General features: G+C 66.0%; 18 protein-coding genes. 5 read left to right on the forward strand and 13 right to left on the reverse strand.

The genetic code is table 11. The features are described 5' to 3' along the window. The first annotated feature begins 75 nt into the window (after positions 1 to 75). Positions 76 to 1629 carry an MFS transporter gene (locus tag HG262_RS00610; RefSeq protein ID WP_169269175.1) on the forward strand — a complete coding sequence of 518 codons (1554 nt, stop codon included), beginning with the start codon at positions 76 to 78 and terminating at the stop codon, positions 1627 to 1629. Positions 1630 to 1638: 9 nt separating this feature from the next. Here the strand turns inward: HG262_RS00610 and HG262_RS00615 are convergent, their stop codons facing one another. From HG262_RS00615 to HG262_RS00655, 9 genes are all read right to left on the reverse strand, one after another. Continuing rightward, the gene (locus HG262_RS00615; protein ID WP_169269176.1) at positions 1639 to 2913 is read right to left on the reverse strand and encodes a nitrate regulatory protein; all 1275 of its coding nucleotides are present in this window, start codon (positions 2911 to 2913) and stop codon (positions 1639 to 1641) included. A 13-nt stretch (positions 2914 to 2926) separates the two neighbouring features. Beyond that, complete coding sequence (gene cobA, locus HG262_RS00620) at positions 2927 to 3712, reverse strand: uroporphyrinogen-III C-methyltransferase (RefSeq protein ID WP_211186902.1); 786 nt, start codon at positions 3710 to 3712, stop codon at positions 2927 to 2929. A gap of 16 nt (positions 3713 to 3728) precedes the next feature. Next, positions 3729 to 5492 carry a bifunctional protein-serine/threonine kinase/phosphatase gene (locus HG262_RS00625; RefSeq protein WP_169269177.1) on the reverse strand — a complete coding sequence of 588 codons (1764 nt, stop codon included), beginning with the start codon at positions 5490 to 5492 and terminating at the stop codon, positions 3729 to 3731. Positions 5493 to 5504: 12 nt separating this feature from the next. Beyond that, complete coding sequence (locus HG262_RS00630) at positions 5505 to 6317, reverse strand: formate/nitrite transporter family protein (protein WP_169269178.1); 813 nt, start codon at positions 6315 to 6317, stop codon at positions 5505 to 5507. A gap of 50 nt (positions 6318 to 6367) precedes the next feature. Further along, positions 6368 to 6715 (reverse strand): nitrite reductase small subunit NirD, encoded by a 348-nt coding sequence (gene nirD / locus HG262_RS00635; RefSeq protein ID WP_169269179.1) that lies wholly within the window; start codon positions 6713 to 6715, stop codon positions 6368 to 6370. Beyond that, on the reverse strand, positions 6715 to 9276 hold the full coding sequence (nirB, locus tag HG262_RS00640) for a nitrite reductase large subunit NirB (RefSeq protein ID WP_169269180.1): 2562 nt from the start codon (positions 9274 to 9276) through the stop codon (positions 6715 to 6717). Before nirB ends, nirD begins: the two co-directional genes overlap by 1 nt. Before the next feature lie 327 nt (positions 9277 to 9603). After that, positions 9604 to 10083: a VOC family protein gene (locus tag HG262_RS00645; RefSeq protein WP_169269181.1), complete on the reverse strand. Its 480-nt coding sequence runs from the start codon at positions 10081 to 10083 to the stop codon at positions 9604 to 9606. Positions 10084 to 10157: 74 nt separating this feature from the next. Then, positions 10158 to 10757 carry a DUF4304 domain-containing protein gene (locus HG262_RS00650; RefSeq protein WP_169269182.1) on the reverse strand — a complete coding sequence of 200 codons (600 nt, stop codon included), beginning with the start codon at positions 10755 to 10757 and terminating at the stop codon, positions 10158 to 10160. Positions 10758 to 10870: 113 nt separating this feature from the next. After that, positions 10871 to 11758: a LysR family transcriptional regulator gene (locus HG262_RS00655; RefSeq protein WP_169269183.1), complete on the reverse strand. Its 888-nt coding sequence runs from the start codon at positions 11756 to 11758 to the stop codon at positions 10871 to 10873. A 191-nt stretch (positions 11759 to 11949) separates the two neighbouring features. On the opposite strand from HG262_RS00655, the gene HG262_RS00660 reads away from it, so the two are divergent. Further along, a complete protein-coding gene (locus HG262_RS00660) occupies positions 11950 to 13569 on the forward strand; it encodes a GMC family oxidoreductase N-terminal domain-containing protein (protein WP_169269184.1) in 1620 nt (539 codons plus the stop codon). An 84-nt stretch (positions 13570 to 13653) separates the two neighbouring features. On the opposite strand, the gene cfa is transcribed toward HG262_RS00660, so the two are convergent. Further along, a complete protein-coding gene (gene cfa / locus HG262_RS00665; RefSeq protein ID WP_169269185.1) occupies positions 13654 to 14844 on the reverse strand; it encodes a cyclopropane fatty acyl phospholipid synthase in 1191 nt (396 codons plus the stop codon). 320 nt (positions 14845 to 15164) lie between these two features. On the opposite strand from cfa, the gene HG262_RS00670 reads away from it, so the two are divergent. The 3 genes from HG262_RS00670 to greB all read left to right on the forward strand — a co-directional run bounded on the left by HG262_RS00670 (position 15165) and on the right by greB (position 17634). After that, positions 15165 to 16100 (forward strand): alpha/beta hydrolase, encoded by a 936-nt coding sequence (locus tag HG262_RS00670; protein ID WP_169269186.1) that lies wholly within the window; start codon positions 15165 to 15167, stop codon positions 16098 to 16100. Between the two features lie 70 nt (positions 16101 to 16170). Then, positions 16171 to 17016 (forward strand): 3',5'-nucleoside bisphosphate phosphatase, encoded by an 846-nt coding sequence (locus HG262_RS00675; protein ID WP_169269187.1) that lies wholly within the window; start codon positions 16171 to 16173, stop codon positions 17014 to 17016. 69 nt (positions 17017 to 17085) lie between these two features. Beyond that, a complete protein-coding gene (gene greB / locus HG262_RS00680) occupies positions 17086 to 17634 on the forward strand; it encodes a transcription elongation factor GreB (RefSeq protein WP_169269188.1) in 549 nt (182 codons plus the stop codon). Positions 17635 to 17776: 142 nt separating this feature from the next. Here greB and HG262_RS00685 read toward each other — a convergent pair whose 3' ends face one another. From HG262_RS00685 to HG262_RS00695, 3 genes are all read right to left on the reverse strand, one after another. Then, on the reverse strand, positions 17777 to 18805 hold the full coding sequence (locus tag HG262_RS00685) for a DctP family TRAP transporter solute-binding subunit (protein WP_169269189.1): 1029 nt from the start codon (positions 18803 to 18805) through the stop codon (positions 17777 to 17779). A 68-nt stretch (positions 18806 to 18873) separates the two neighbouring features. Continuing rightward, positions 18874 to 20172 carry a TRAP transporter large permease gene (locus HG262_RS00690; RefSeq protein ID WP_169269190.1) on the reverse strand — a complete coding sequence of 433 codons (1299 nt, stop codon included), beginning with the start codon at positions 20170 to 20172 and terminating at the stop codon, positions 18874 to 18876. Then, a complete protein-coding gene (locus tag HG262_RS00695) occupies positions 20169 to 20708 on the reverse strand; it encodes a TRAP transporter small permease (RefSeq protein ID WP_169269191.1) in 540 nt (179 codons plus the stop codon). Before HG262_RS00695 ends, HG262_RS00690 begins: the two co-directional genes overlap by 4 nt. Positions 20709 to 20990: the final 282 nt, after the last annotated feature.

Below are 20990 nucleotides of genomic sequence, written 5' to 3' on the forward strand. Positions count from 1 at the left end.
CTTTTTTTTGCGTATTTATCTGCCTAGGCATATACAGCCTGGGCATAAACAGACCACTACCGTGCTGCCGCCGCCATGAGTCCCGACCACGTCCCACGCCAGACCCGCCAGCCCCCCCTCCCGCCCGCGTTGCTGACGACGATCGGCGCGCTGACCTTTATCGATTTCCTGCAGAACGGCATGGTCACGTTCGCGGCGGCGTCCATCATGGGCGAAATCGGCGCCAGCCCCGAGGAATACACCACCGTTGCCGTCATCTACGCTTGCGTGGCCGTGGTGCTGATCGCGCTGCAAGGCTGGCTGGTGCATCACCTGGGCTTGCGCCGCTACCTACTGGCGTCGCTGGGCGCGGCGGCGGCGGGCGCGGTGGTGTGCGCGCTGTCGTCGGGCCAGGCGGGGTTCCTGCTGGGCCGCGTGCTGATGGCCACCGGTTGCGCCGCGATGCTGACGTCGTCGCGGTTGACGGTGAATCTGATTGCGCCGGGTCCGATTCGGTTTCAGGGCATCAAGGCGTTGGCGACCGGGCTGTGCACCGGAACGGCGCTGGCGCCGTGGATGGCGTCGCTAGCGGTCGAGCACGACGGCTGGCCGATGATGTTCTGGCTGGTCGCCGTGCTGTCGGTACTGGCGATGATCCCGGTCGCCTTGTCGATGCCCGGAAAGGAAGGGCGCGCGACGGTGGCCGGGCAGGCCCGCATGGCGCCGATCGCCGCGCTGGGCCTGGGCAGCTTCCTTGTGCTGCACGCCCTGCAGCGCTCTTATTACGATTTCTTCAGCGATCGCCATCTGCTTGTGCTGTTTGCATTGGCCGGCGTGGCTGCGCTGGGGTACTTCATCTGGTCGGAAACGCGCCACGGCGCGCCGCTGCTGAAGCTGGGCGGCATGAAAGAGGCGCGCTTCGTCAGCGGGCTGGCGCTTTTCATGTTCTGCTATGTGATGCTGGGCGCCAATGGCTATCTGGTGCCCCTGATGCTGCAACGCGCGCTGGGCCATTCCTGGGCCAACACGGGCGTGTTCTTCGCGATGGGGCTGGGCGCCGGCGTGCTGACTTTCGCGGTGATGTCGCAACTGCTGGGCCGCTGGCCCTCGCCGCGCAAATTCTTCGTGACGGGGTTCCTGGCGTTGGCGGCGTTCGGCGTCCTGATGTCGCGCCTGTCGCCCACGGCCAACGCCTGGACCGACGTGTTGCCCGCGCTGGCCTGCTATGGCGTGTTCATCATGATCGTCATGCCCACCACGGCCATGAACACCTTTACCGGTCTGACCCACGATCCCGCCGTGTTCGCCCATGCGCAGCAGGTAAAGAACATGCTGGCGCAAATCGGCCAGGCGCTGGGCATCATGGTGGCCACCGTGGGCCAGCAATGGTTGACGTCCGAACACTACAACGTGCTGCAAACCAGTATCGCCACGGGCAACGCCAACTTCGAAGCGGCCATGGCGCACCTGAGCAGCCTGTACGCGGCGGTGGCGGACCCGGCCCAGGCGCAGCAGATGGCGATGGCGCAGATCTCGCTATTGCTGAATCAGCAATCCGTGTTGTTGGCCAATCTGGACCATTTCCGAGTGCTGGCCATGCTGGCCGTGGCCGGCGCGCTGGTCAGCCTGGCGCAACGGGTGTTCCGTTAGGCCGCGGCCTCAGTTGCCACCCAGCTGCCCGATCACCTGGCGCGCCACGTCCGACAGCGACAGGCCGCCATCCATGGCGGCGCGTTGCAGGCGTTCGTGCGCGGCCTGTTCGGTCAGGCCGTACTGGCTGATCAGCAGCAGCTTGGCGCGGTCGATGCGTTTTTTTTCGTCCAGCGCGGCGCGCACGGTGTTCAACGCGTCGTCGGTCCGCTGCATGCGCAGCGTCTGTTCGCGCATCATGTCCAGGATCGACCGCTCCAATTCGCTGCCCAAGCCGTCGGCGGGCGGCGTGTCCACGATGCGGCTTTGCACGCTGTACAGCATGCTGGGCGTGCGGCCGGTTGCATGGTCGGCATAGCGGCTCAGGAGCAGGCGGCGGTCGTCCAGCTCTTGGCGGGTCTCGGCGATGCGGCGGGCGCATTGCTGCGCCAGCGCCTGGGCCAGCAGGCTTTCCACTTCGCGCATGGCGTCGATGCGCGCCGTGTACAGGTCGAACCACAGCTCGGCCAGGGCGCCGTCCACGCGTTGCGCGCTGGCAGTGTGCTGTGCCATCTCGCGCATGCGCTGCACAGGCTCGCCCTGCTGCTGGATCTGTTCCCAGCATTGCAGCGCCGCGCCTTCCGCATATTGGGAATAGGTGTCGAAGCTGCGCCGTTGGTTGGCGGCCAGGCCCAGCATGCGGGCCTTCTGCGCGTCGGTGAAGAAGCCGGCCGTGTACCCCGTCACGCCGCAGGCGCGTTCCTGGCCGCTCAGTTCCTTGCCTTGCATGAAGTTCAGCAGCGCCACCAGGATGCGGGTGACGCCGGGGTCCAGGGCTGAATCGGCCGCTTCGAAGATTACGGCCAGCAGGCTGCCGATGACCAGGGTGAAGCGCGAGTCGGCGTCGTCGGCCGTCACGGACTGGTCGCGGACCTGCCGGCGCAGGGCGGGCAATTCGTCCAGGCGGAACAGCGCAAAGGCGATGCAGTTGAGCAGGCGCGCGCGGCCGGCGCCGTGGCCTGCGTTGTGGCTGGATTCGGCGGCTTGGCCATCCAGGAATTGGCGCGCCTCCGCCTCGACGCTGGCAGCGTCTTGGCTTAGCCCGGCCAGCGTCGGCAGCAGGCGGTCTTGCGGGCTGCACAGCGTCAGGTTGGAGTAGCCCCGTTCCTTTTGCAGCGCATGGACCAGGGCGCTGACGCGCACGACCAATTCGCAGGTGCTCGACAAGGCCTCCAGGCCCTGGAGTTCGCTGCGCCGGGCGGCTAGCAGGAAGCGCAACGGCGGCGGCAGGGGGCGTTCGGTCATCGGGATCTCGGCTTCAGGCCTGTCGGCGCAGGGCAGGCTCGGCGCGCGCCGGCCGTTGCGCGTCGCCGGCGCCGAACACCTGGCAGGCGGCGACCTGGCCGATGACCAGCACGGCGGGGCTGCGCAAGCGGAAGGCGTCGGCATCGTGGGTCATGGCGGCAAGCGTGGATCGGCATTCGCGCTGATCGATGAGGGACGCGCGCTCGATCATCGCGACAGGGGTGTCGGCGGCCATGCCGGCCGCCAGCAATTGGCTGCTCATGTCGTGCAGTTTCGCCACTCCCATATAGACCACCAGCGTCGTGCCGCTGCGCGCCAGTCCCGTCCAGTCGGGCATCGTGCCGTCTTGGGAATGGGCGGTGATCAGTGTAACGCCCTGGGCCATGCCGCGTTGCGTCAGCGGGATGCCGCAGGCGGTGGCGGCCGCCAGCCCGGCGGTGATGCCGTTCACGATTTCGCAGGCCACGCCGTGGTCGCTGAGCCATTGCGCCTCTTCTCCGGCGCGGCCGAAGATGCACGGGTCCCCGCCTTTCAGGCGCGCCACCCGCAGGCCCTGGCGGGCGTAGCGCAGCATCAGCCGCTGGATGAACGCCTGCGGCGTGGAGCGGCAGCCGCCGCGCTTGCCGACGTGGACCAGACGCGCCTGCGCGCAATAGTCCAGGACCTGCGGATTGACCAGGTCGTCGATCAGGACGACATCGGCCCGGCCTAGCGCCTTTACGGCTTTGAGCGTCAGCAATTCGGGGTCGCCGGGACCGGCGCCGATCAGCCACACGGTGGGGGTCACGTTGGGAGTCATGAGGGGGCTCCAGGCTTCAGGGGGTGATGGACAGGATGAGGATGACGATGAACTGGATCAGGCACAGGCCTTTCCAGAAGGCGAGCGGATTGCGTTCCAGCAGCGGCAGGCGTTCGCCGCGGCGCGCAGCATCCGGAGGATGGCGCAACGCATGGGTGAACTCGGACAGCTCGGCCGTGCGCGCGGCCGGATCGGGGTGCAGGGCGGGGCTCAACACGCCGTCGATCCAGGCCGGCAGTTCGCGGTCGGCGTCTAGCACCGATACGTACTTCAGCCGCAGTTGCGCGGCGCGGCTGCGGGCCCGGGCGACCTCGGCGCCGTAGGGCAGTCGGCCCGACAGCATGTGGTAGAGCACCGCTGCCAGCGAGTACAAGTCCGAGCGCGCGGTGCCGGCTTCGCCCAGAAAGGTCTCGGGCGCGGCGTATTGCGCGGTGCCCAGCATGGGCGCGGCATCGTCGTCCTGCGCGGCGCGGTCCAGCAGGCCGGCCGTTTGAGCGGAACCCAGGTCGATGATCTTCGCGTGGCCGTCTTCCGTGATCAGGATGTTGTCGGGCCGCAGGTCCTGGTGCACGATTTCCAGCCGATGGAAGGCCTGCAGCCCGCGCGCCACCTGCTCGATGATCGCCACCGCCTCATCCAGCGCGGGCCGGGGGTGGTCGGCCATCCACCGGGTCAGGGTGCGTCCGGCGATGTGTTCGCTGACTGTGTACAGGTAATGGCGGGGGCGCGGCATCGGCCAGGCGCGCACGACATGGCGGCTGTCGATGCGGCGGGCGATCCATTCCTCGGTCAACAGCCGTTCCAGATAGGCGGGGTCGTGCCGCATGTCCAGCGAGGGGATCTTCAGCACCACGGGTTCGCCGCTGGCGATGTCGCGGGCCAGATAGACGTGGCTGCGGTGGCTGGCGCGCAGTTCATCCTGGATGAGGAACCCGTCGAAGGCCATGCCGGCCGTCAAGAGGGGCGGGCAGGGCAGGTTGTGGCTGTAGCGGGCGATCTCGTCGGCGCGGCGCGGAGGCAACGCCTCGATCCGGACAATCTGCACGGTCAGGTTGTCGTCGCTGCCGCGTTCATACGCCAGCTGGACCAAGGCGTGCGCTGCCTGGTCCAGCGCGTCCCGATGCGTATCCAAGGCACCGGACACGTCGGCCGCGTCGATGTGCTCATATACGCCGTCGGTGGCCAACAGGAATACATCGCCCTGTTCGACAGGCTGCGTGTGATAGTCGATCTCCAGATGCGGCGTCAGGCCCAGCGCGCGCCCCAGGTAGCTCTTGTCTTGCGAGATCCAGACGCGATGGTCGTCGGTCAATTGCTCCATCTTGCCGCCGCGCAGGCGGTAGATGCGCGCATCGCCGATATGCAGGATGTGGGCGGTCGTGGCCTTCAGCACCATCACCGTCATGGTGCAGACATAGCCGCGGTCGGCGTCGCGGGGCTGGTCGGGATGCTGGCGCTGGCGCGTCTGCGCGTGCAGCCAGCCATTGGCCGCGCTCAGCACCTTATGCGCGGATTTCTTCACCGACCACGTTTCTGGCGTGCAGTAATAGTCTTCCAGGAAACTGGCCACGGCGGTCTCGCTGGCGATGTGGCTGACGTTGCTGCTGCTGATGCCGTCGGCCAGCGCAACGGCGACGCCCTTGGCCCCCAGCAACGGTTCGCCGGGTACGCACAGGCCGTGGAAGTCCTGGTTGACCGGCTTGCGGCCGCGCTCGGTGTGCTGGCCCACCGCCACCTGCAACGAGGCAGCGGTCGGGCGGCGATCCGTCTGGGTCGGCATCCGTGCGCGGGATCAGTTGAAGCGGCGCTTGGGCGCGGTCTTCATATGGGTGGTGTAGAGCGTCAGGCCGGTCAACGAGATGCCGCCGATCAGGTTGCCCAGCACCACCGGGATCTCGTTCCAGATCATGTAGTCCATGATCGAGAAGTTGCCGCCCATGATCAGCGCCGACGGGAACAGGAACATGTTGACGATGGAATGCTCGAAACCCATCGCGAAGAACAGCATCACCGGCATCCACATGGCGATGACCTTGCCGCTGACCGATGTGGAAATCATGGCACCGACGACACCCAGCGACACCATCCAGTTGCACAGCACGCCGCGGATGAAGATCGTCAGCATGCCGCCGGCGCCGTACTCCTTGTAGCCCAGCGTGCGGTCCTCGCCGATATGCGAGATCACTTGCCCGACCTTGTTGGGGGGCACGGAAAAACCGTAGGTGAAGACGATCGCCATCAGCAGGGCGACCGTCAGCGCGCCCAGGAAATTGCCGACGAAGACCAGGCCCCAGTGCTTCAGGATGGCCTTGACGGTGACGCCGGGCCGTTTGTCGAAGAGTGCCAGCGGCGTCAGCACGAAGACGCCGGTCAGCAGGTCGAAACCCATCAGGTACAGGATGCAGAAACCGACGGGAAAGAGCGCGGCGCCCAAAATCGGCGAGCCGGTCTGCACCGTGACCGTGACGGCGAACACCGCAGCGATGGCCAGGATGGCGCCCGCCATGAAGGCGCGGATCAAGACGTCGCGCGTCGCCATGTAGATTTTCGACTCGCCGGCGTCGACCATTTTGGTGACGAATTCGGAAGGTACCAGATAGGACATGATGTTTCCTGTTGCGTTGCGATCGTGAATTCAGTGTCGGGGCCGGGCGGTCAGGCGATTTCCACGGCGTCGCCGTTCAACCGTGCCTGCCAGGTGCGCAGCCGCTGTTCCGGGTATTGGACACAGCTGCCGTCGGCCAGCCGGAAGTGCTGCTTGTAAAGGGGCGAGGCCACGACCAGTTCGCCGCCCAGATGACCGATCAGGCCGCGGCCGATGACGTTCGCACCCGATTTCGGATCGCGGTTTTCAAGGGCGTAAAGGTCGGGGCCGTCGGCACCGGGCAGGTAGAACAGGGCGATCTGCTCTCCGTCCACCCGCACGACGACGCCGGACTGGGCCACCAGGTCCTGCCGCATGCACACCGGGCGCCAAGAGAAAGAAGGGACGGGGGCGTTCATCAGGCGATCTCCTCTGCGATGGGAATGACGCGCGACGGCGTGCGCGCGGGGGCGGGGCGGGGCTGGCCGCGTTCCTGCACGAACTGGATGTCGGGGTCGCCGCCGCGCTCGTTGACGAAAGTGCGGAAGCGCTTGAGTTTCTCCGGGTCGTTCAACGCGTTCGCCCACTCGCATTCGTAGCGATCCACCACCAGCTGCATCTGCGCGTCCAGTTCCGCGCACAGGCCCAGGCTGTCGTTCAGCACCACGTCCTTCAGATAGTCCAGGCCGCCTTCCAGCGATTCGCGCCAGACGGAGGTGCGCTGCAGCTTGTCGGCGGTGCGGATGTAGAACATCAGCACGCGGTCGATGGTGCGGACGAGCGTGGCGTCGTCCAGATCGGTGGCGAACAGTTCGGCGTGACGCGGCCGCATGCCGCCGTTGCCGCACACATACAGGTTCCAGCCGTTTTCGGTGGCGATGACGCCGATGTCCTTGCTTTGCGCTTCGGCACATTCGCGGGTGCATCCCGACACCGCGAACTTCAACTTGTGCGGCGAACGCAGGCCCTTGTACCGGTGCTCGATGTCCAGCGCCATCTGCACGCTGTCCTGCACCCCGTAGCGGCACCAGGTGCTGCCCACGCAGGACTTCACGGTGCGGGTCGACTTGCCATAGGCGTGCCCGGTTTCAAAGCCGGCGGCGATCAGTTCGCCCCAGATGTCGGGCAGTTCATGCAGTTGCGCGCCGAACAGGTCGATGCGCTGGCCGCCCGTGATTTTGGTGTACAGCTTGTACTTCTTGGCCACCGCGCCGATGGCGATCAGGCCGTCGGGGGTGATCTCACCGGCGGGAATGCGCGGCACCACCGAATAGGTGCCGTTCTTTTGCATATTGGCCATGAAGGTGTCGTTGGTGTCTTGCAGCGGCACCAGGTGCGGATCCTGGATAGGACGGTTCCAGCACGACGCCAGGATGGAGCCCACGGCGGGCTTGCAGACATCGCAGCCCACGTGGCCCTTGCCATGGCTGGCCAGCAAGGCCTCGAAGGTCTCGATTCCGCCCACGCGCACGATCGCATACAGCTCCTGCCGGGTGTAGGCGAAGTGTTCGCACAGGCTCTTGTCCACGGCGACGCCGCGGCAGGCCAGCTCGTGTTCCACCACTTGCTTGAGCAAGCCGGCGCAGCCGCCGCAGCCCGAAGCCGCTTTGGTGCAGCGTTTCACGCCGGCCAAATCGGCGCACCCGCCGTCGATGGCCGCGCTGACCGCGCCTTTGCTGACGTTGTGACAGGAGCAGATGGTGGCGCTGGCCGGCAGGGCATCCACGCCGAGTGCCGGCGCGGCCTTGCCCAGCGGCAGGATCAGGCTGGCGGGATCGGCGGGCGGCGCGATGCCGTTCTGGACGTACTGCAGCAGGGTGTCGTAATAGCGGTTGTCGCCAACCAGCACCGCGCCCAGCACGCGCTTGCCGTCGGCGGACACCACCAGCCTGCGGTAGCTGGAGCCGGCCTCGTCGACATAGCGGTAACTGCGGGCGCCGGGCGTCGCGCCGTGGGCGTCGCCGATGGAACCCACGTCCACGCCCAGCAGTTTCAGCTTGGTGGACATGTCGGCGCCGGTGAACGGCTGTTCTTGCGCGCCGCACAGCTCGGCCGCGACGATGCGCGCCATTTGGTAGCCGGGCGCCACCAGGCCGAACACGCTGCCGTTCCAGGCCGCGCATTCGCCGATGGCGTAGATGCGGTCGTCGCTGCTGCGGCAGCGGTCATCGATCGCCACGCCGCCGCGCTCGGCCAGCGCCAGGCCGGCCTTGCGCGCCAGCGTCACTTGCGGACGGATGCCGGCCGAAAACACGATCAGGTCGGTCTCCAGCGGTTCGCCTTCGGCGAAGTGCATGCGGTAGCGGTAGCGCGTGCCCGGTTTGATGTCTTGCGTGGCGCGTGACAGGTGCACGCCCACGCCCAGCGCTTCGATCCGGGCGCGCAATGCGTCGCCGCCGGCTTCGTCCAATTGCACGGGCATCAGGCGCGGCGCGAATTCCACCACATGGGCTTCCAGGTCCAGCGATTTCAGCGCATTGGCGGCTTCCAGCCCCAACAGCCCGCCGCCCACCACCACGCCGCGCCGCGCGCCGCTGGCCGCTGCCCGAATCAGGTCCAGGTCGTCGATCGTGCGGTACACCAGTCGCGATGCGCCTTCTGCGCCCGCGATCGGAGGAACGAAGGGGTACGAACCGGTCGCCAACACCAGCTTGTCATAGGGCATGCGGCCGTTGGCCGTCACGACTTCATGGTGCTGGCGGTCAATCTCCAGCACGGGTTCGCCCAGATGCAAGGCCAGGCCTTCCTGCGCATAGAACCCGGCATCGCTCATCGCCATCGACTCGGCATCGCGTCCGTTCAGATAGTCGGACAGATGCACGCGGTCGTAGGCGCGGCGGGACTCTTCGCCATAGACGTGGATGCGATAGCGGGCAAGTGCGCCGCGGGCGATCAGTTGCTCGACGCAATGGTGTCCCACCATGCCGTTGCCGATCACGACCAGCGTCTGCAAGGAATCGGGAGTGGCCGCTGCTTTCATGGAGTTCCCCAGGCTTGGATAAGTGAATCAAAAAGGCAAAAGGCGCCCTGGACCTTTCGGTCGGGGCGCCTTTGCCGGGACTGCTCAAGTTGTGGTGCTTGCCTTGCGGCCTGCATGAACACTTAAGCAAAGTCCGTGCCAGGGGATGGCGCAGCGGCCGGGAAGGCGGGCTGCGCGGTGGATTTCATAGGGGGAGGGGCAGGCAAGCGCGACGGAAAGCCGCCACGCGCCTGCGGCGTGGCGGGCTGGGGGTGCTTCAAATCGGTGCAGGGGGTCGTGCGTGGCGCACTGATTTGGCGCGCGCGCCGCGCCGACTTACTGAAGCCGTCAGCCGCGCAGCGCCGCCTCGATCCCGCTGATGTCGATCTTGCCCATCGTCATCATCGCCTCGAACGCGCGCTTGGCCGCGGCCGGGTCGGGGTCGATGATCGCGGCGGACAGGATGCGCGGGGTGATCTGCCATGACAGTCCCCATTTGTCCTGGCACCAGCCGCAGACGTTGGCGCTGCCGCCGTTTTCGATGATCGCATTCCACAGTCGGTCCGTCTCTTCCTGATCGTCGGTGGCAACCTGGAACGAAAAGGCCTGGTTGTGCTGGATTCCAGGGCCGCCGTTCAGCCCCAGGCAGGGAATGCCCATCACCGTGAATTCAACCGTCAGGACATCACCTTGCTTGCCCGCCGGGTAGTCGCCGGGCGCACGGTGGACCGCCTTGACGGCGCTGTCCGGAAAGGTGTTGGCGTAGAACGTCGCGGCCTCCAGGGCGGCGCCGTCGTACCAGAGGCAAATCGTGTTTTTACTGAGCATGGTGCGTCTCCTGAGTGGATGTCTTGCCGTTGCCCGGCCTGCCGCCCGACGGACGCGGCTGGGGATTGCCGCCGTCAGCCGGCCAGTACCTGTTCCAGCTTGGCCTTCAGCGACGTGGCGGCTTGCGGCGCCCGCGACAAGCCGGACTGGGCGAAGACGCGCGCACGGTCGATGTCGCCCAGATGCAGGGCGATGCGCGCCAGGTTCAGCGTCTTGGCCGGATGGATCTGGTCGGGGTCCGTCTGCTGCAGCAGACGCTCGCAACTGGCGGGATAGGTGTCGTACTGCGCAAAGAACGCGTGGCCCTGCCGCGTCCATTCACTGACGAGGAATTCAACGTTCTCTTGCGCTTGCGCCATGTCAGCGCCGTACGCCCAGCCGAATGCCGGGCCAGGCGGTGGATCGATGCGGTCGCGAAAAACGCAATGGGACTCTTCGATCTCGGCGGGCGGCACGAAGGAGCCGCCTTCGCCGGGCAGGAAGTCGTAGTGCGCGCCCAGGTTCAGGTAGCAGGCCTTGCCGCCGCTGGCCGCCTGGACATTGAAGACATGGACGACCGGGCCGCAGATACGCCGCAGCGTCTGGCCCGTGCCATCGAACCCTTCCTCTTTCAACACGGGAAAGAGCTGTTTGGACAGCAGTTTGAGGAACGCGGCGCGGGTCACGGCAGGCATAGGGCGAAGGGGCTCGTCAAGAATGGGACATTATTGAACTGTGGCCGCGCCCGGGTCGTGCGCAAAATCGTGACATTTGAAACCAGAATCGAAGGGGGGATGCGGCAAGGCCGTCAGGCAAACGCCGCCTGCACGGCGTCGAAGGCCGCGGCCACCAGCGGATCGCCGCGCCGCCCGGCCTGGGTGATGAAGGAGAGTTCCGCCTGGATGGCCAGCCCCTTCACCAGCAGCAGGCCATTGGCCTGGGATTCCCGCAACGCGATGGAATCCCGTGCCAGTGACAAGCCCACGCCCGACCGCACCAGGTCCAGCATGGACGCTTCCTGATCCACTTCGGCCACCGCGTTGGGCGCCAGTCCCAACGCGTTGAACTTGTCCGACAGCAGGCGATGATGCACGGAGTCGGGCGGGGTCCAGATCCACGGCAGCACGGCGATCTCGGCCCAGCCGCGCCCGGCCACCTGCGCGCTCCAGCCTTTCGGGGCCACCACGTAATACGCGAACGATGCCAGTGGCAGCGCGTCCAGGCCGGGCTGCGCGCCCGAGGATGCCGGGGGCCCCAAGGAAAAGCCCACGTCCAGATCGCCCGCCCGCACCTGCCGGCCCACTGATCCCGACATGCCGTGGCGCAGGGTGGGGCGGATCTTCGGGTAATGCTCCACCAGGTATTGCAGGGTGGCCCCCAGGCGCAGGAATTCGGGGTCCAGGATGGTGCCGATGCGCAATTCACCCTGCACCGTGTCGCGCAGGGCGCCGATGGCGCGCTGGAAATCGTCCAGCGCGTCCAGGATGCGTAACGCTGACGGCAGCAACGCGCGCCCGTCGGCGTTCGGCGCCAGCCCTTGCGCCGTGCGCGAGAACAAGGTCAGGTCCAGCGATTCCTGGAAGTTCTTCAACTGCAGGCTGAGCGCGGGCTGGGTCAGGTGCAGGTGTTCGGCCGCGCGCGTCAGATTGCCTTCTCGGGCCACGGCGGCGAAGGTCCGGATGTGCTTGAGGTCCATGGCGATGTCCGGAAGTGGGGATGAGCATTATTAAAGATGCTTATAAGGGGATTTTCAACATTTCATTGGACAGTTTCAGGCCGCTGCGCCAGAGTCATGCCAGATGCCCGGCGCGCGTTCAGACGCGGCAACCGGGTCGGCTCACCGTAGTGGCAGCCCCCGACTCGCCGCCAACCAGATAAGAAGAGCTTATGGAGACTTACGACTTCGTCATCGTCGGCGCAGGGTCGGCCGGCTGCGTGCTGGCCAACCGCCTGAGCCGGGACCCGAGCACCCGGGTGCTGCTGCTGGAGGCTGGCGGTCGCGATAACTACCACTGGATCCACATTCCGGTGGGATACCTGTATTGCATCGGTAACCCGCGCACGGATTGGATGTACCGGACGGTCAAAGAGCCCGGCTTGGGCGGCCGTTCGCTGATCTATCCGCGCGGCCGGGTGCTGGGCGGATGCTCGTCCATCAACGGCATGATCTACATGCGCGGCCAGCGCGAAGACTACGAAGACTGGGCCGCGCTGTCGGGCGACCCGGCCTGGGGCTGGGACCAGGTGCTTCCCGTGTTCAAGCGTAGCGAGGACTACCATCGCGGCGCCGACGAATTCCACGGCGCGGGCGGCGAATGGCGGGTCGAGTCCCAGCGGCTGCGCTGGGACATCCTGGAAGCCTTTGCCGGCGCCGCCGAACAGGAAGGCATTCCGCGCGTGCAGGACTTCAACCGGGGCGACAATTTCGGCAGCGGATACTTCGAAGTGAACCAGCGGGGCGGCTGGCGGTGGAACACGTCCAAGGCGTTCCTGCGCCCGGTGCTGAAGCGTCCGAACCTCCATGTGATGACGGGCGCCCAGGCCGAGCAACTGGTGTTCGAGGGCAAGCGCTGCGTCGGCGTGCAACTGCGGCGCGGCGGGCAAAGCCTGACGGTGCGGGCGACGCGCGAAGTGGTGCTGGCGGCAGGCGCGGTCAACACGCCGCATCTGCTGGAACTGTCGGGCATCGGCGATCCCGCACGGCTGCGGGAAAGCGGCATTGCGCTGCGCCATGCCTTGCCGGGCGTGGGCGAGAATCTGCAAGACCACCTGCAATTGCGGGTCATCATCAAGGTCAACGGCGTCAAGACCTTGAACCGAATCGCTTCGTCGTGGCTGGGCAAGGCCGGCATCGGCCTGGAGTATCTGCTGAAACGCAGCGGCCCGATGAGCATGGCGCCGTCCCAACTGGGGGCGTTCGCCAAGTCCGATCCCGGCCAGGCGCGCGCCAACGTGGAATTCCACGTGCAGCCGCTGTCGCTGGGCGCCTTCGGCGAACCGCTGCATGATTTTGACGCCTTCACCGCCAGCGTATGCAATCTGCGGCCGACATCGCGCGGCAGCGTCCATGCGCAGGGGCCGGCGGGTTCGCCCGAGGCGGCCACGCCCGTCATCGCCGCCAATTACCTCAGCACGGAAGCGGATATCCAGGTGGCGGCCGACTCGATCCGGCTGGTGCGCCGCATCACGGCCGCGCCCGCGTTGCAGCGCTACCAACCACAGGAATGGCTGCCCGGCCCGGCCTACCAGACGGACGAGCAACTACGCGAAGCGGCGGGCAAGATCGGCACGACGATCTTCCACCCGGTGGGCACCTGCGCAATGGGCAAGGACGCGGACAGTGGCGCGGTGGTGGACGCGCGGCTGCGGGTCTTCGGCTTGGAAGGCCTGCGCATTGCCGACGCGTCGGTCATGCCGCTGATCACGTCTGGCAACACCAACTCGCCGACCATCATGATCGCCGAACGCGCCGCAGACCTGATTCTTGAAGAGGCGGGCAGGGCCTGAGCGCTTAATAGGACGCAAGAATTAAGACGCAAAAATAACGGGAACCGCGAGGCGCCCGTTTTCGTCCTGGTTCAGCCCGTGCGTTCAACGCAAAGAGCGGTACGTTTCCTTCCGATGCGGATGCGTCAGCATCACCTGCCACAGCTGGCCCTCGCGCGACCGGAAGAATCCCGCGCAGCACATCAGATAGTATTTCCACATGCGGTAGAAGCGCGTGCCATAGCGTTCCTGCAGCGCGGGCCACGCACGTTCGAACCGGTCCCACCACGCCATCAGCGTGCGGTCGTAATCGGCGCCGAAGTTGTGCCAGTCTTCAATGATGAAGCGGTGTTCGACGGCGCTCGCGATTTCGCGGGCGGAGGGCAGCTTGCCGTTCGGAAATACGTAGCGGTCGATCCAGGGGTCGGTGCTTTGGCTGGTGGCGGCGATGCCGATGGTGTGCAGCAGGAAGATGCCGTCCGGCGCCATCAGGCGCTGCACATTGGTGAAGTAGGTATCGTAGTTCTTCGGCCCCACGTGCTCGAACATGCCGACCGACACCACCTTGTCGAAACTACCCTGCAGGTCGCGGTAGTCTTGCAGCAGCAATTGCACGGGCAGGCCCTTGACCCGCTCCTGCGCCAGCGCCAGCTGCTCTTTCGACACGGTCACGCCCGTGACCGTGACGCCATAGTTCTCGGCGGCGAACTTGGCCAGCCCGCCCCAGCCGCAACCGATGTCCAGCAGCGTTTCGCCCGGCTTCAACTGCAGCTTGCGGCAGATCATGTCCAGCTTGGCCAGTTGGGCCTCTTCCAGCGTCTGGGCGTTTTCCCAGTAGGCGCAGGAATAGATCATGCGGCTGTCCAGCATGGCCTCGAACACGTCGTTGCCGGCATCGTAGTGCTGTTCGCCGACTTCAAAGGCGCGGTGCTTGGACTGCAGGTTGAACAGCTTGTGCCGCAGGTGTTCGGCGATCAGTTTGATGCGGGCGACGCCAAGCGCGGCCGATCCCATGTCCGCGCGCAGCAGGCGCGTGAAGAGCTCGTCCAACTGCTCGCAATCCCATTCCCCATCCATATAGGATTCGCCCAGCCCCAGCGACCAACTGGCGAAGACGCGCTCATACATGTGCTTGTCGTGCACCTGGATATCCCAGGGGCGCGTGCCGTTGATCTGGACATCCGCCCGGGACAGGACGTCCTGAAGCACTTTGGGCGGTTCGGGGGGAGGGGGGCTGACCGTGGGAGGGGGGGCATGATCGGTGGTCAGCGGAGAGACGGGACTGCTTTGCTGCATACGGACTCCATATCAATTTTGGGATGACTGATCTGGCAATGCCTGAAGCTCATTACTCTCGCCCTAACGGGCAGGCAACTCCAATTTAATGATTGGATCGGCGCGATAGGAAACGGCAATTCCCTACCGTGCTGCGGGTGCGCTTAAGAGGATGGGCTTGATCGTAGCGAGGCGCGGGCCGAGTGTCCAGCACGGGCAGCGGGGGGCGGCGCGGTGGCCACATCCGGGCGCCGTTCATGTGATTGTTCGACCGGCGCGATTACACTAGTCCGCCTTAGTGCGCCGCCGTTCGGGCTTGCGCCGATCCGTGGAGTGTTTTGATGGTGGACGCCAGCCTGCAGCCCCGTTTGGAATTCGTCACCTGCGCCAGTCCGGCCGGTTTGCACCGCATGGCGTACTGGGAATGGGGCGATCCCGCCAATGACCAGGTGCTGGTCTGCGTCCACGGACTGACGCGCAGTGGCCGGGATTTCGACGCGCTGGCGCGCCGGCTGGCCGGGCGCTACCGAGTGGTCTGCCCCGACGTGGTGGGCCGTGGCCGGTCGGACTGGCTGGCCAACCCCGCGTTCTATACCGTGCCGCAATACGTGTCCGACATGGTCACGCTGATCGCGCGCCTGCGTCCGGCCCGGCTGGCCTGGGTGGGCACATCGATGGGCGGGCTGGTCGGCCTGGCGTTGTCGGGCGCCGCCGCGTTCGCCGGCGCCCTGCAGGTCATGCGTCCGCACGCGGGCATGCTGCCGCCCGGGCAAGGCATCCGGCTGGACAAGCTGGTGCTGAACGACGTGGGCCCGCGCTTGGAAACCGGCGCCTTGTCGCGCATCGGCCAGTATGTGGGTGAGCCGGGCGAATTCGCCTCGTTCGAAGATGCCGTGGCCACCATGCGCGCCAATTCCGAGACCTTCGGGCCGCACACGGACGCGCAATGGGCGGATCTGGCCCGGTACCTGTATCCGGAATTCGGCGGCAAGTGGGTCAAGCACTACGATCTGGCTCTAGCGCAGCCGCTGGCGGCCCAGACGCCCGAAGAGCTGGCGGCCGGGGAACAGATCCTGTGGCGTTCCTATGACGCGGTGACCTGCCCGGTGCTGATCGTGCGCGGCGCGCTGTCCGACCTGCTGACGCCCGCCACCGTCGAGGAAATGCTCAAGCGCAATCCGCGTGCCCAGGCGCTGGAAGTGCCCGGGGTGGGGCATGCGCCCACGCTGATCGCCGACAGCCAGGTGGACCCGGTCGCCGCCTTTCTGCTGGCCTGACCGTCCGCCCTGCGATTATGGGGACAGCCCGGCGCTATCCACGTGGCCGGGCCTTCTCTACAATAGCTCCATGACATCGCCCACCCTGAACATCGATCTGCATTGCCATTCCACCGTCTCGGACGGCGCGCTCGCGCCCCGCGACGTGGCGCAGCGCGCGCATGCCAACGGCGTGGATGTCTGGGCACTGACCGACCACGACGAAGTGGGCGGCCTGGCTGAAGCCGCCAGCGCGGCCAAGGACCTGGGCATGCGCTTTGCCACCGGCGTCGAGATTTCGGTGACCTGGGCCGGCCTGACGGTGCACATCGTGGGCTTGCGCTTCGACCCCGAGAACACCGCGCTGGTCGAAGGCCTGCGCAAGACCCGCTCGGGCCGAGCCGAACGTGCCAAGCGCATCGGCGAGCGCCTGGCGGACATGGGCATGCCCGGCGCCTACGAAGGCGCGCTGCCGTTCGCCGGCAACCCGGAACTGATCAGCCGCACGCACTTCGCACGCTATCTGGTCGAAGCCGGCTACTGCCCCGACGTGCAGACCGTGTTCACCAAGCACCTGGGCGACGACCGGCCCGGCCACGTGCCCATGCAATGGGCCACCCTGGCCGAAGCTGTGGGCTGGATCCGGAGCGCGGGCGGCATCGCTGTCATCGCCCACCCGGGCCGCTATAAGTACACCCCGCTGCAATTCGCCGCGCTGTTCGACGAATTCCTGCAGTTGGGCGGGCTGGGCATCGAGGTCAACACCGGCAGCCACACCGCCGAAGAGGCCCGCCAATACGCCGAGGTCGCACGCCGCTACGGGTTTCTGGCCTCGCGCGGGTCGGATTTCCATAGCCCCAAGGAAAGCCGGATGGACCTGGGCCGTTTGCCGCCGCTGCCGTCCGACTTGAAGCCGGTCTGGCACGACTGGTTCTGACGCGGGCGGTCATCGGCCGCCCATCCTGCAAGCCATCGATTGTGAGCGCGCCCTTGCGGCGCATGCGCCATGAACAAAGCCTTTGTTAAAGAGTCCGACAACGAGGACGACGACGATCTGCCGCAAGCCCAGGCGTTACCGGTGGGCACCAAGAACTACATGACCCCCGAGGGCTATGAACGCCTGCGCGGCGAACTGACGCACCTGATGAATGTGGAGCGTCCGTCCGTCGTGCAAGTGGTGTCCTGGGCGGCGTCCAACGGCGACCGTTCCGAGAACGGCGATTACCTCTACGGTAAGAAGCGCCTGCGCGAGATCGACCGCCGCATGCGCTTTTTGACCAAGCGCCTGGACATCGCCGAAGTGGTGGACCCCGCCGCGCAGCCCAACCGCGACCAGGTGTTCTTCGGCGCCACGGTGTCGTATTCGGACAAGGCCGGCGAAGAGCACACGGTCACCATCGTGGGCGTGGACGAGGCGGAACCGCTGGCCGGCAAGATCAGCTGGATTTCGCCGGTGGCGCGCGCGCTGATCAAGGCCCGCGAAGGCGATACGGTCGTGCTGCGCACGCCGGGCGGGATCGAAGAGTTGGATATCCTGGAAGTCAGCTACCCGTAGCCCAAAAAGGAAACAGGCGCCAGCTTGTGGCCGGCGCCTGTTTGGTTGGGAGGGATCTGACGTCCCTGCCTCGGTGTGTGGCGGCTTTCGCCGCCGTTCCCCTGGGGCTTGCTGCTAATTCAATTCCGCTGATCCGCGCCGCTTACTTCTTGCGCGCCGCGATCGACTTTTCGGCCATGTTGACCAGGTCTTCGCCGATCTGCTTCTTCCACTTGTCGTAGACGGGCTGAGTGACCTTGGCGAAGGCGTCGTGCTCGGCTTGTGACAGCGACGTCACGGTGACGCCGTGGCCTGCGATCTCCTTCAGCAGCGACGGGTCTTCCGGCGTGACGCCCTTGCGTGCGATCACGATCTGCTGCTTGCCGGCGTCAAGAGCGGCCTGGCGCACGATGTCGCGGTCCTTTTCCGACCACGAATTCCAGACCTCGCGGTTGACCACGAAGATCAGCGGGTCGGCCACGTAGTTCCACAAGGTCAGGTACTTCTGGCCCACGGTGTACAGCTTGGAGCCCGTGTAAATGGACAGCGGGTTCTCCTGGCCATCCACCGCGCCGCTGGCCAGCGCCGGCTGCGCATCGGCCCAGCTCATCTGCGTGGGGTTGGCGCCCAGCGCCGTGAACGTGTCGATGTACAGCGGCGAACCCACCACGCGCAGCTTCATGCCCTTCATGTCTTCGGGCTTCTTGATGTCGCGCTTGGAGTTGCTGAGCTGGCGGTAGCCGTTTTCGCCCCAGGCCAGCGGCACCACGCCCGCCTTCTCGATCAGTTTGAACATCTCTTTGCCCACGTCGCCTTGCACCAGTGCGTCGATGGCGGCGTAGTCAGGCATCAGGAAGGGCAGCGAGAACAGGTTCAGCTGCTTGACCTGCGGTGACCAGTTGATGGTGGAGCCCACCGCCATGTCGATCACGCCCTGGCGGATCGCGGTGAATTCGCGGGTCTGGTCGCCCTGGACCAGCGAGGTGCCGGGGTAGACCTTGATGTTGATGCGGCCCTGGGTGCGTTCGCGCACCAGGTTGGACCAGATTTCGGCGCCTTGGCCCCACGGGAAGGTGGTGCCCACCACGATGGACAGCTTGTATTCAGGCTTGTAGTTCTGCGCGATGGCCGGCGCGGTGCCGACCACGGCGGCGGCGCACAGCGCGGCGCCGATCAGGTTGCGGAAGTTCATGCGATGTCTCCTCTCTCTGCGAGTGTGTCTGTTGTTGTCTTGAGATCCAGCACTTCAATAGCCCAGCTTCAATAGCCCAACTTGTGCGGCAGCCATAGCGCCAGTTGCGGGAACACCAGCACCGCCACCAGCACCAGGAACATGGCGCCCAGCAGCCACACCACCCAGCGCACCGTGGACTCCATCGGCACGCGCGCAATGCGGCACGACACCATCAGGTTCACGGCCAGCGGCGGGGTGAACTGGCCCAACGCCACCTTCAACGTCAGGATCACGCCGAACCACACCGGATCCCAGCCGTAGGCGTTGGCGATCGGCATCAGCAGCGGCACGAAGATCAGGAAAATGGAGATCCCATCCAGGAACATGCCCACCGTCATCAGCAGCAGGATCAAGAGCGACAGCACGCCCCATTCGCCCAGCCCGGAATTGACGATGGCGTTGGTGATCGGGTCGATCACGCTCAGCGTGGACAGGGCCCAGGCGAAGATGCCCGCCAGGGTTACCACCAGCATGATCACGGCGGACAGTTCGGCGGCTTCGCGCAGGATGGTGTACAGGTCGCGCAACTTGATCGTGCGGTGGATGAAACCGCCCACGAACAAGCCATAGAACACGGCGACGACCGCGGCTTCGGTAGGCGTGAACCAGCCCAAGCGCATGCCGCCCAGGATCAGCACGGGGGCGGCCAGGCCCCAGGACGCGTGGCGCAGGCTGGCCCAGAAGGGCGGGCGCGGCAGATGGGATTCCAGCGCGCCCATCTTGTATTTGCGCGACAGCCAGACGGCCGGCACGATCAGGGCCAGGCCGGCCAGGATGCCCGGGATCATGCCGGCGGCGAACAGCGCGGGCACCGAGGCGCCCGGCACCAGCACCGAATAAATGATGAAGGCAACCGACGGCGGGATCAGGATGTCGGTAGCGGCGCCCGCCGCCACGATCGAAGCCGAGAACGAGCCCGGATAGCCCGCGCGCGACATGGCAGTGATCATCACGGCGCCCACGGCCGCCGCGCACGCCGGTCCGGACCCCGAGATGCCGCCCAGGAACATGGCCACCGCGATGGACACCAGCGGCAGCATGCCGGGGCCGCGGCCCACGATGGCGATGGCGAAGTCCACCAGCCGCTTGGCCACGCCCGACCGGTCGAAAATGGACCCGACCAATACGAACATGGGGATGGCCAACAGCGGGTACTTGGCCAGGCCGGCGTAGAAGTTCTGCGGCACGGTCAACAGGCCATACCAGGGCGTGTCCAGGTTGGACAGCACGATGGCGACGGTGCCGCCGATGCCCAGCGCCACGCCGACGGGCACCCCGATCAGCATCAGCACGATGAAGACGATGAAGAGGATGGTGGCGATCATTTGGCGGCGGTCCCGGCGCCACGCGCGATGCGGCGGAGGATGCCGAGGGTGCGCAGCGAGATCGCCGCCGCCATCACGGGCAGCCAGATCGAATACCACCAAGTCGGCACGCCGATCGCGGGGGAGGTCTCTTCATAAATGAACTCGTCCGACACGAGCTTCACGGACAGCACGGTCAGCAGCACGAAGAACGCCAGCACGCAGCTGTTGGCGATCAACGCCATGGTGCGCTGGCGACGCGCCGAACCGTTGTCCGCCAGGATCTCGATGCGGATATGGTGGTTGCGCACAAAGGCCACGCTGCCGCCCGCCATCGTCAGCACGATCAACAGGAACACCGAGATTTCTTCCGTCCAGGCGAAAGACTGGTCGGTGAAATAGCGCACCAGCACGTTCATGAACGTGATCAGGGCCAGCGTGGCCAACAGGATCACGGCCAGCCACTCTTCGATGGCCAGCGGCACCTTTACGGCGGGATCGGCTTCAACGGGGATGATCGGTTCGACAGGCTCGGCGGGGGCTTCGGGGCGGGACATGGGGTGAGGCGACGGCTTCGGCGCTTGACGCGCGTTCTATGAATAAGTCGCTGCATCCTACCGTCGCCTCGCAGACGCGATAGTTCGTGTTTTCCCGTGGTGCGGGGCGGCAACAACATATTGCGCCGCAACATAAGGCGGCAACACGGGCGCCGATGGGAGGAGAAAATTGCGACCCGAACGCGCCTTGATCCCGATATTGCTATGCACCATTCCGGTGCCACCCGGCTGGAATTCTTTTGTAACACTGGCCAAAACACAGGGTTCGAACGCTTCTTGAAC

Origin of the sequence: Achromobacter sp. Bel, from assembly GCF_012928505.1 — a bacterium.
Lineage (GTDB): Bacteria > Pseudomonadota > Gammaproteobacteria > Burkholderiales > Burkholderiaceae_B > Achromobacter.

Coding starts and splice junctions, on each gene's coding strand:
- HG262_RS00615 (WP_169269176.1), bottom strand. CDS start 2,913: ATGACCGAACGCCCCCTGCCGCCGCCGTTGCGCTTCCTGCTAGCCGCC.
- HG262_RS00610 (WP_169269175.1), top strand. CDS start 76: ATGAGTCCCGACCACGTCCCACGCCAGACCCGCCAGCCCCCCCTCCCG.
- HG262_RS00655 (WP_169269183.1), bottom strand. CDS start 11,758: ATGGACCTCAAGCACATCCGGACCTTCGCCGCCGTGGCCCGAGAAGGC.
- HG262_RS00695 (WP_169269191.1), bottom strand. CDS start 20,708: ATGTCCCGCCCCGAAGCCCCCGCCGAGCCTGTCGAACCGATCATCCCC.
- cfa (WP_169269185.1), bottom strand. CDS start 14,844: ATGCAGCAAAGCAGTCCCGTCTCTCCGCTGACCACCGATCATGCCCCC.
- greB (WP_169269188.1), top strand. CDS start 17,086: ATGAACAAAGCCTTTGTTAAAGAGTCCGACAACGAGGACGACGACGAT.
- HG262_RS00625 (WP_169269177.1), bottom strand. CDS start 5,492: ATGCCGACCCAGACGGATCGCCGCCCGACCGCTGCCTCGTTGCAGGTG.
- HG262_RS00675 (WP_169269187.1), top strand. CDS start 16,171: ATGACATCGCCCACCCTGAACATCGATCTGCATTGCCATTCCACCGTC.
- HG262_RS00660 (WP_169269184.1), top strand. CDS start 11,950: ATGGAGACTTACGACTTCGTCATCGTCGGCGCAGGGTCGGCCGGCTGC.
- HG262_RS00690 (WP_169269190.1), bottom strand. CDS start 20,172: ATGATCGCCACCATCCTCTTCATCGTCTTCATCGTGCTGATGCTGATC.
- HG262_RS00645 (WP_169269181.1), bottom strand. CDS start 10,083: ATGCTCAGTAAAAACACGATTTGCCTCTGGTACGACGGCGCCGCCCTG.
- nirB (WP_169269180.1), bottom strand. CDS start 9,276: ATGAAAGCAGCGGCCACTCCCGATTCCTTGCAGACGCTGGTCGTGATC.
- HG262_RS00670 (WP_169269186.1), top strand. CDS start 15,165: ATGGTGGACGCCAGCCTGCAGCCCCGTTTGGAATTCGTCACCTGCGCC.
- cobA (WP_211186902.1), bottom strand. CDS start 3,712: ATGACTCCCAACGTGACCCCCACCGTGTGGCTGATCGGCGCCGGTCCC.
- HG262_RS00630 (WP_169269178.1), bottom strand. CDS start 6,317: ATGTCCTATCTGGTACCTTCCGAATTCGTCACCAAAATGGTCGACGCC.
- nirD (WP_169269179.1), bottom strand. CDS start 6,715: ATGAACGCCCCCGTCCCTTCTTTCTCTTGGCGCCCGGTGTGCATGCGG.
- HG262_RS00650 (WP_169269182.1), bottom strand. CDS start 10,757: ATGCCTGCCGTGACCCGCGCCGCGTTCCTCAAACTGCTGTCCAAACAG.
- HG262_RS00685 (WP_169269189.1), bottom strand. CDS start 18,805: ATGAACTTCCGCAACCTGATCGGCGCCGCGCTGTGCGCCGCCGCCGTG.